The 718-nt window shown below is 63.1% G+C and carries 1 protein-coding gene; it reads right to left on the bottom strand.

Annotated elements, in window-relative coordinates; translation table 11 throughout:
* Positions 1-718 (bottom strand): AMP-binding protein (locus PU724_RS33845; RefSeq protein ID WP_426213840.1); only part of this gene is annotated, 718 nt, incomplete at both ends.

Genomic DNA, 718 nt, shown 5'->3' with positions numbered 1-718 from the left:
GCCGGTTGAGATAGCCGCGCGCCACCCCCGCCCCGCCGATATAGAGCTCGCCAACCGCCCCCAGCGGCACCGGCTGACCATGGGCGTCCAGGAGATACACCCGCGTGTTCGCGATCGGACGGCCGATCGGGATCGAGTTCAGCCGCTCGACAGCTTGGGTTATGGCGAATGTGGCGCATCCAACCGTTGCTTCTGTCGGTCCATATTGATTGAGCAGGCGCACGGTTGGGAACCGCTCTTGCCAAAACTGTATATCTGCCGGAACCAAGGCCTCGCCCCCGACCATGAGCGCTCTTGTCGGAGGCGGTCCTTTGTGGCCTTCAAGCCGCTTGTTCAGCAGGCTCAGGTGCGCAGGCGTCAACTTGACCAGGTCATAGGCCTGATCCTCCTCGACGGCGGCAAGCGCATCTATTTGGGTAATTGGGTCGACAAGACGAAGCCTTGCCCCAGCCAGCAAAGGCCCGAACAAGGTCGTCACGATGCCGTCGAAGCTCAACGGATGCAGTATCGGCGAGCCGCTTCCAGCTGCTTCATAATGGCTGCGATCGGACCAATGCAAATAGTTGACCAGTCCGCGATGCTCGACCATGACGCCCTTGGGCGTTCCGGTGGAGCCTGAGGTGTAGATGATATAGGCGAGATGGCGCGCGGTGAGCCCGAGCGCGCGCGGGTCGGGATCGCAAGCCGGCTGCCCGGCCCAGGCGGGTGCGGCGGTGTC

This window comes from Mesorhizobium abyssinicae, assembly GCF_049887195.1.
Lineage (GTDB): Bacteria > Pseudomonadota > Alphaproteobacteria > Rhizobiales > Rhizobiaceae > Mesorhizobium > Mesorhizobium abyssinicae.
The sequence above is the reverse complement of the archived record's forward strand: the minus strand, read 5'-3'. Positions and strand labels throughout refer to the sequence as shown.